This is a genomic window from Thermodesulfobacteriota bacterium, assembly GCA_039028315.1.
GTDB lineage: Bacteria > Desulfobacterota_D > UBA1144 > Nemesobacterales > UBA2774 > CR02bin9.
This window is the reverse complement of sequence record JBCCIH010000108.1, coordinates 1-8307: the sequence shown is the minus strand read 5'-3', so window position 1 is coordinate 8307 and position 8307 is coordinate 1. Positions and strand designations below refer to the sequence as shown.

Genomic DNA, 8307 nt, shown 5'->3' with positions numbered 1-8307 from the left:
TTCACGCCACTTTGAACCACTATATAAAATTGTGTTAAGTTTGTCAAGTAAGGTTTTGTAATTTCTCAATTTTTTATAAATTTATGATATGTAAAATAATGCAGTTTTTTAGGCCAACAATTGCATGTTTAATATTGTAAATAAAGGGTATCGCAAAATTATGTCATTCGGGCTCTACTTTAATAACGCTCTCTAACCTACTGTGATAATTTATTATTCAATATAAATCAACAATGCTATTAGCTAAGGAATATGCCATTTTATACCACTTTGCAAATGCCTATACTATATGAAATAATTCGAATTATAAATAAGTATCGGACAAAAAGAGCAAATTGGGATATAATCTTTTTAATTTTTCAAATCGGAATAAAATGCCAAATATATATATAAAACTTAAGAATATATCAGAAACCGTCTACTTTCAGTCGATCATGGGCACCTACTCTCATATAGCCTGGGTAAGGACCCAAGATCCCGAAAATGGCATAATGCAGATAACCCCTACGCCTGATCAAGTGGATGTAGTTAAGAATATTCTAAAGGGTTTAAGAAACGAGATTGAATTTGAAGATGTAGATAGTTTCTAAACGGATCAAATTAAGAAAATGAAGCACCATGAAGAAATAACCAGATCAGCCGGTCTTGTTGGCTCACTTACATTTTTAAGCCGTATCGCTGGGTACGCAAGAGATGTAGTGATCGCATATTTCTTTGGAGCAAGCTCATCCACAGACGCATTTTGGGTTGCTTTTAGAATTCCCAATCTTCTAAGAAGACTCTTTGCCGAGGGGTCGCTTACGATCTCGTTTATTCCGGTGTTTACTCAATACCTTGAAACAAAAAGCAAAGAAGAAGCCAAAAAAGTTGCGGACTCGGTGTTTACTATTCTCGTATCGCTATTAATTATAATTTCGCTAGCTGGGATTTTGCTTTCACCCTACATCATAAAACTTTTTGCAGCCGGTTTTGATCAGAGTACCTTTGAGCTTGCAGTGTCGCTGAACCGAATAATGTTCCCATACATCCTGTTCATCTCCTTAACTGCTCTGTCTATGGGAGTATTGAATTCGCTAAGACACTTTTTTGCCCCGGCATTCTCGCCCGTAATATTGAACATATGCATTATAGCCGCTGTGTTTTTAGTTTATAAAAATTTCAATGTGCCTATTTACGCCGCCGCAGCCGGAGTAATTGCGGGCGGAATACTGCAGTTCATATTTCAGCTTCCCTTTTTATCCAGCCGCGGCTTCCTATTTGGCTTTACAAAAAATGTCAGATCACCTGCAGTAAAGAAAATAGGGCTTTTAATTGTGCCACAGCTCTTTGGAGTAGCAGTCTATAATTTAAATATTCTAGTAAATACCCAGTACGCGTCTTTTATGGCGGAGGGCACAATCTCATATCTATATTTTGCAGAGCGCCTGATTGAATTTCCTTTAGGCATTATAGCGGTCTCGATCGCGACAGTGCTGCTCCCAAGCCTCTCATCTCATGTGGCAAATAAAGATTTTGATAAATTCAAAGAGACCTATTCTTTCACTCTAAGACTTATGTTTTTTATTCTAATCCCAGCTCTTGTCGGGCTTATAGTTTTGCGTGAGCCGATCATCAACTTACTCTATCAAAGAGGTGAGTTTGATTATGCTGCAACCATCTTCACTTCTCAGGCCTTATTCGGATATGCCATTGGGCTCTGGGCAGTAGGCGGAATACGCATTACAGCCCCCGCTTTCTACTCTATGCAGGACACGAAAACCCCTGTCGTTATTGCTTTTATTGCGTTCATAGTCAACGCTATTTTTGGTTATATACTGGGCTTTACGCTTGGTTATGCACACACAGGACTAGCAGTTGCAAGCTCTATTTCATCCATTGTAAATTTCATACTACTCTTCTACATAATTGAAAAAAGAGCTGGGCATATCAACACAAAATCCATAATAGTTCTCGTCTTAAAATTGGCGGCGATCTCTGCCGTTATGGGTGCGGCTGTTTGGAGGATATCAAAGCTCGTAACCTGGAGCGATTCTTCATTTGAACTTGAGAAAATTGGTATACTCTTGGGCTCAGTGCTCATAGCGGTAATTATTTACTTTGTACTAGCTAAAATTCTTAAAATTAAAGAAGCAGACTTTCTAATTAACATGATCACAAGTAAGGCGAAGAGGGGCAAATAGGTTACTTGCAAGAGGATTATCCACCCCCCTTCTTAAGTGATAATAGGCCTAGCGGTTGGCGCAGAACCCAAAATTAGTATTTCCACCAGGTGATACAGTATTATTCCAAGAAACTCCCTCGGCTGTTACGGTATCTCCATTTTGCTGATATGTCGCATTCCAGATGTTTCTGAGCATTCCCTCAATTTGAAATGAAACAACCCAGTCAACTGCTTGAGCTGTCGAGTTTGTTACATTCACCTGTGCGCAGTATCCAGAGCCCCAATCATCGTTGATCGTCACATTTGCTGTTACATCTCCACTTGGCGGTGGAGTCGGCTGTGGTGTAGGGGCAGGTGTTGGAATAGGAGTCGGTTCAGGAGTAGGTGCGGGAGTTGGTGGAGGCGGAGTTGGCTGTAGTGTTGGTACAGGTGTTGGTGGAGGCGGAGTTGGCTGCGCTCCTCTTTCAGCGCAGAATCCAAAGCCGACTGACTGCCCCGGATTAACAATATTATTCCAAGACACTCCCTCGGCGGTAACTTGATCCCCGCTTTGCGAGTAAGTAGCGTTCCACATATCACGCAAAGTGCCTTCAATTGGAAAAGCTACTGTCCAGTCAGCTGGGCTACCTGTATTGTTTGTGACCGAAACATCGGCGCAGTATCCGCTTCCCCAGTCGTTATCAATATTCACATCTGTCGAAATTCCCTCACCACCTATGGGCTCGTTAAACTCACTTGTGTCTTGGGCACTTTGACAGCCAGGATCGTTAGGAAAATCTGTAAGACTATCCCCATCATTATCTAAACCATCAGAGCAGGCAGGGGGCGTGGGAGGTGGATTAGACCCATCCATTAACTGACCCAAAAGCTGAAGTTTATCCTCCCAGACATCCTGCCAATTATCCTGCAAAATCCCTCCGGTATCACCGCTATTTGGATTCCATGACCAATAGAAAAAATCGGTCATTCCCTTTGAGTCCATATAATTTATTAGTGCATCTTGCCAGTCTCTGTCTCTTGAATCTCCGCCGTTTCCGTATCTTCCGCCAAACTCGCCGATAATAACTGCATATCCTTTGTCTACTAAATAACCAAAGTGCTCGTCCCAAATAGCCGGCATGTTGTTAGGAAAATTAGAATCATTAAAATATGGCTGAACAAAAACATCAGGCCCATATACATGAGGACTAAGTACTAGCTTGTCTTCAGGTATATTGAGCGGAAAGCAGTCAAAGGGCTCAAGATTTCCGCCCCACCAGTGGTTGATCTGGCCCGAACAAGTTGGATTACTCTCAATGCCCTGAACAAACACAACCAAATCAGGATTTGCTGATAGTACTTGTGCCGCTGCTTTTTCAGCCGCAGTGTTCCAATCGGTAAGAGGGTTGCCCACTCCCCAAGTTGCGGGCCCGTGCGGCTCGTTTTTTAAATCAATTGCAAATACTCTCTCAACATCTTTATACCTCTCAGCAACAAAGACCAAGTCAGAAATCCAATCTTGCTCAGAGTAAGCTGCCGTATACCACAGCTCATCAATCGTCTGACAATCAGAGGTATGATGATCCAAGAGAATATAAAAACCCTGGCGGTCGAGCTCGGCAATTACTCTGTCCATTATTTCTAGTGAGTTAAGACCCGAAAGATCTGGGTTTAGGGAATAGTTAATACTTGAGACTGAAACGCTCTTAAGAGTATTTGGGCAAAATGGAAGCCGTATTGCCGTAAATCCCTCACTCTTTATCTGATCTATCATATCTTTCCAGTTCCTCGCCCATAGACCATGAACAACGTTATTATGTGTCTCAAACCCAAACCAGCTTACTCCGTAGAGGTTTATAACTTCTGCGTTCTCATTGTGAACTTTGCCGTCCTGAACATAGTAGCTCCACGAGGGCAAAGCTGTCAGTATACAGATTGAAATAATTACTAAAATACTTCTCATTCCTGTCCTCCTTCTCAAGACAATAACTAAATGTTTATATACATCTCTCTACGCACTTCGGGCTTTGTATGGATTATTTAGTGCAATCAAAATGCCAAGTATTCACGAATACAATTACTTAATGATTAAGGGCATTTAAGCCGTATTAAACATACGAACGTTCAAAATTCTAGCATTTTATCTGTGGAATATTACACAGTGAATATGTGCAATTTTGTACAATTAGGCATTTAAACTTGACTCTTAATCAAGATCTACATATTCTGAGTTTAATATGTGCGAAAATCAGCAAAAATACGACGAACTTGCGCGATTAGAACAAAAGTTTGAGGAAATTCTAGCCGCGGACCCTGCATCCAACACATTTTCTCAGCTCGCGGATGTTCTTTGCAAACAAGGCAAGATTGATAAAGCTATCGGCGTTTTAGTAAGAGGGCTTGTACATAATAAAAATAATGTCACAGCCAGATTCATGCTCGGGGAAATATACTATGACAGATGGCTTATCGATCAGGCCAAAAGAGAGATGGAAATTGTCCTGGAGATCACACCCGACAAATTAGAGGCAGCAAAGCTTCTTTCTGAGATTTATAAAAGTGAAGGCAGATTAGACAAGGCAAAAACCACGCTAGAACAAGCCTATGTTTTTCATAGTGAAGACAACTCTCTTCTTAGTGAAATTGAGAGTATAAATACCAAGCTTACAGAAAAACAGAGCAGAGAATCTAAAACCGCATTTGAAACCCCGATTGAATCAAGAAGAATAAATGAAATTAATGCTAATGTTTCCACTCTCGAAGCTGAAGTTTATACAGAGACAATGTTTAATCTTTACTTGCAGCAAGGAGAGTATGAAAAGGCCAGAGAAATTATTGATAAAGTATACTCTGATGATGCACAGAGAAACTCAGCAATTGAAAAATTGGAGAAAACCAAGTTAAATAAAATGAATAGCTTTGCAGGATTTAACTCACAGGGCTGAGAGGAATTATGAACATATTAATAATACACGGACCAAATTTAAATATGCTTGGCAAACGTGAGCCCGATATATACGGGGCAACCACTCTTGAAGAGATAAACAATTCTCTTTCCAATAAAGCAAAGGAGCTTGAGGTAGACCTTTCATTTTTCCAGTCAAACTCTGAGGGCGAGATTGTAAGCACTATTCAAGATGCAATGACAAGCGCTCAGGGAATTGTCATCAACCCAGGAGCATACACCCATACGAGTGTTGCAATAAGAGACGCAATACTGTCCTGCGGTCTTCCAGTGGTTGAGGTTCATATCTCAAATGTGCATAAGCGTGAGGATTTCAGGCAAAAGTCATTTGTTTCCGGAGTTGCGCTTGGTGTTATATCAGGATTTGGAATAAACAGTTATTTCCTAGGGCTAAGCGGGCTTGTCAGCTATCTTAAAGAAAATTCTTGATACAAATATCATAGACTCTCAAGTTAAGCTCTGTCTAATATATAAGCCTGCTGATTAGACTTTATAGCAAACACATTTTTCTAGCCAGAAAATTATAAATGAAAGAAAATTGGATAATTGAAAAAGAGAAATCTAAACTAAGAGATAAACTCTCTAAGAGCCTAAATGTTTCTCCAATCACTTCACAGATATTAATCAACCGCGGAATCCAGAATGAAACCGAGGCAAACCTTTTTCTTAACTGCACCCTCTTTGATCTCCCCTCTCCTTATCTAATGAAGGGTATGGAAAAAGCTGTTGAGAGAACAAAAAAGGGTATTAGTGATGGCGAGAAAATTGCTATATATGGCGACTATGATGTTGACGGGGTTACTTCAACTGCGCTCTTGTATAATTTTTTAAAAAGCATAGGAACGGACGTTACATATTACAACCCCGACAGATTAAAGGAAGGCTATGGAATTAATATTAGCGCTGTTGAAAAGCTGGCTCAAAAGGGAGTATCGCTTATAATCTCAGGAGACTGCGGCATAACCGCTGTGGATGAGGTAGAAAAAGCTAAGGAGCTAGGAGTAGATTTTATAGTTACCGACCACCATAAACCTCCTCAAGATTTGCCAGATGCAGTATCGGTGTTGAACCCTAAAATCAAAGACTGTAAATATCCTGCAAAAGAGATTGTAGGTGTAGGAGTGATTTTTAACTTGGTAATAGCTCTTAGACGCGCTCTTAGGGATGAGGGATTTTTTAAAGAGGAAGAGCCAAACTTAGGGGACTATCTAGATCTCGTAGCTTTAGGCACAGTTGCCGACTGCGCGCCTCTTTTGGATGTGAATAGGATATTTGTAAAAGAGGGCATAAAAAGAATGCAGAGCCCAAAGCGCCAAGGCGTGAAGGCGTTAAAAGAGGCAAGCGGCATAAAAACTGAGTTAACTTCATATGATCTAGGATTTAAGTTAGGGCCAAGAATAAATGCCTCTGGCCGTATGAGCACCGCAGATAGAGCAGTTGAACTTTTTATCTCAAATGACTTGGACGATGCCAGGCAGCTGGCCAAAGGTTTAAACAAAGAAAATACAAACAGACAAAATACTGAAGCAGATATTGTGAAAGAGGCAATAACGGAACTTGAATCTAACCCCGATATAATTGGCGAGTATTCTATAGTGTTAGCTTCTAGAAATTGGCACCCGGGGATCATAGGAATTGTCGCATCAAGAATAGTTGATAGATATGAAAAGCCGACAATTTTGATCGCTATTGATGATAAAGGAGTTGGAAAAGGCTCGGGCAGAAGTGTTGAAGGGGTCAATATTTATTCAGCATTACTTGAGTGCTCCGAACTCTTTCTACAATTCGGCGGACATGAACAAGCTGCAGGACTTTCTATAAAAGAGGAAAATATAGACACGTTTAGAGTTATGTTTGATAAAGCTCTATCTAGTTTAGAAGAGAAATATGAAGCCAGACTCACAATCGATGTCGAAGTACCACTACAGAGCATGACTGAGGAGCTGATCTCAGAGCTTGAGATGCTTGCGCCCTTTGGCATTGGTAACCCTGAGCCCACGGTTTTGTCCACAGGGCTAGATGTTGTATCCCAGCGTATATTTAAAGACAAGCACCTTGGTTTTAAGGTTAAAAGTGGGGCTAAAACATACGATGCAATATGGTTTAATATGAAAGAGCCTGAGCTTCTTCCTGACAAAATAGATATGGTTTACACACCCGAATTTAATAAGTGGAACGGTAAAAAAGAGATAAGACTCAGGGTCGTAGATGCTAGCCAAGAAAACAATTAATTAAAAACACTCTACAAATCACAGAATCCAGATATATTATATAAACTAATAAGCAAAAATACGGAGGTTTTATAAAGCATGGCTTCAAGACCAAAGTTGGAAAATCTAAACTTTTTGTACCCGATAATAATCATTTTGGTTATCGTTCTCGCCACAAGCGCATTTGTAATTGTGGACAGTGGACACGTCGGGGTAGTAAGAACTTTTGGGGCAGTTCAGCCTGAGCCGCTTCCTGAGGGATTTCATCTAAAAAAACCATTTATGGATAAAGTAGAGCAGGTTGACATCAGGCTTACAAAAGCCAAATCAAAATCAGCCGCGGCATCTAAGGACCTTCAGACCGTTGAAACTCAGGTAACCGTTCAGTACTCAATAACCGGCCCTGTAGCACCTCTTACATATCAGAGAATCGGTCAGCGAGAAGTAGTTGCCGCAACTGTGATTGAGCCCGCTATTCAGGAGTCAGTGAAAGCTGTAACAGCGCAGTACACAGCAGAACAACTTGTAACAAAAAGAGCAGAAGTTAAGCAGCAGATACAAAAAGCTATTGAGAACTTTATTGATGATACGCTTAGAGACAAACAGGTCCCTACAGCGCTTCAAATTGCAAACGTGGCTATCACAGACTTTGAATTCTCAGAGGAATTTAACAAAGCGATTGAGCTTAAAGTAAAAGCAGAGCAGGAAGCTCTTCAGGCGCTAAATGAGAAAACCAGAAGGGTAACGCAAGCCGAGGCAGGATATCAGGAGCGTAAGCTGGCTGCGGATGGTGAGGCCTATGAGATCGAGGCTGCTTCTAGAGCAAAGGCAGATGCTATTGAGAGAGAGGCAAAGGCTCTTAAGAACAATCCAGAGCTTATCCAGCTAAGATTGGCTGAAAAATGGGACGGAACACTGCCAAAATTTACCGGCGGTGAAGGCGTTCCTTTAATTAACATAGATACTGTATTAAAAGGTAAATAGAAAATTAT

The 8307-nt window shown here is 40.7% G+C and carries 7 protein-coding genes and 1 pseudogene; 6 read left to right on the top strand and 2 right to left on the bottom strand.

The window, feature by feature from the left end; all coding sequences use genetic code 11:
• Positions 1-374 precede the first annotated feature (374 nt).
• Positions 375-590, top strand: a complete 216-nt coding sequence (locus tag AAF462_07660) for a DUF4911 domain-containing protein (GenBank protein ID MEM7008993.1) — start codon at positions 375-377, stop codon at positions 588-590.
• A gap of 18 nt (positions 591-608) precedes the next feature.
• Positions 609-2180, top strand: coding sequence for a murein biosynthesis integral membrane protein MurJ (murJ, locus tag AAF462_07655; protein ID MEM7008992.1), 1572 nt, complete (start codon positions 609-611; stop codon positions 2178-2180).
• Positions 2181-2228: 48 nt separating this feature from the next.
• On the opposite strand, the gene AAF462_07650 is transcribed toward murJ, so the two are convergent.
• Together AAF462_07650 and AAF462_07645 are read right to left on the bottom strand one after the other, a co-directional pair.
• Positions 2229-2462, bottom strand: a complete 234-nt coding sequence (locus tag AAF462_07650) for a cellulose binding domain-containing protein (protein ID MEM7008991.1) — start codon at positions 2460-2462, stop codon at positions 2229-2231.
• A gap of 156 nt (positions 2463-2618) precedes the next feature.
• Positions 2619-4103: pseudogene (locus AAF462_07645) on the bottom strand (cellulase family glycosylhydrolase).
• Between the two features lie 274 nt (positions 4104-4377).
• On the opposite strand from AAF462_07645, the gene AAF462_07640 reads away from it, so the two are divergent.
• The 4 genes from AAF462_07640 to AAF462_07625 all read left to right on the top strand — a co-directional run bounded on the left by AAF462_07640 (position 4378) and on the right by AAF462_07625 (position 8299).
• Positions 4378-5085: a hypothetical protein gene (locus tag AAF462_07640; protein ID MEM7008990.1), complete on the top strand. Its 708-nt coding sequence runs from the start codon at positions 4378-4380 to the stop codon at positions 5083-5085.
• An 8-nt stretch (positions 5086-5093) separates the two neighbouring features.
• On the top strand, positions 5094-5534 hold the full coding sequence (gene aroQ / locus AAF462_07635; protein MEM7008989.1) for a type II 3-dehydroquinate dehydratase: 441 nt from the start codon (positions 5094-5096) through the stop codon (positions 5532-5534).
• 98 nt (positions 5535-5632) lie between these two features.
• Positions 5633-7336 carry a single-stranded-DNA-specific exonuclease RecJ gene (gene recJ, locus AAF462_07630; GenBank protein MEM7008988.1) on the top strand — a complete coding sequence of 568 codons (1704 nt, stop codon included), beginning with the start codon at positions 5633-5635 and terminating at the stop codon, positions 7334-7336.
• A gap of 78 nt (positions 7337-7414) precedes the next feature.
• On the top strand, positions 7415-8299 hold the full coding sequence (locus tag AAF462_07625) for a prohibitin family protein (GenBank protein ID MEM7008987.1): 885 nt from the start codon (positions 7415-7417) through the stop codon (positions 8297-8299).
• The last annotated feature ends 8 nt before the right edge of the window (positions 8300-8307 follow it).

What these genes read in the sequence shown, in the direction of transcription:
- AAF462_07640 (MEM7008990.1), top strand. Translation starts at nt 4,378, where the DNA reads ATGTGCGAAAATCAGCAAAAATACGACGAACTTGCGCGATTAGAACAA.
- AAF462_07660 (MEM7008993.1), top strand. Translation starts at nt 375, where the DNA reads ATGCCAAATATATATATAAAACTTAAGAATATATCAGAAACCGTCTAC.
- AAF462_07625 (MEM7008987.1), top strand. Translation starts at nt 7,415, where the DNA reads ATGGCTTCAAGACCAAAGTTGGAAAATCTAAACTTTTTGTACCCGATA.
- aroQ (MEM7008989.1), top strand. Translation starts at nt 5,094, where the DNA reads ATGAACATATTAATAATACACGGACCAAATTTAAATATGCTTGGCAAA.
- recJ (MEM7008988.1), top strand. Translation starts at nt 5,633, where the DNA reads ATGAAAGAAAATTGGATAATTGAAAAAGAGAAATCTAAACTAAGAGAT.
- murJ (MEM7008992.1), top strand. Translation starts at nt 609, where the DNA reads ATGAAGCACCATGAAGAAATAACCAGATCAGCCGGTCTTGTTGGCTCA.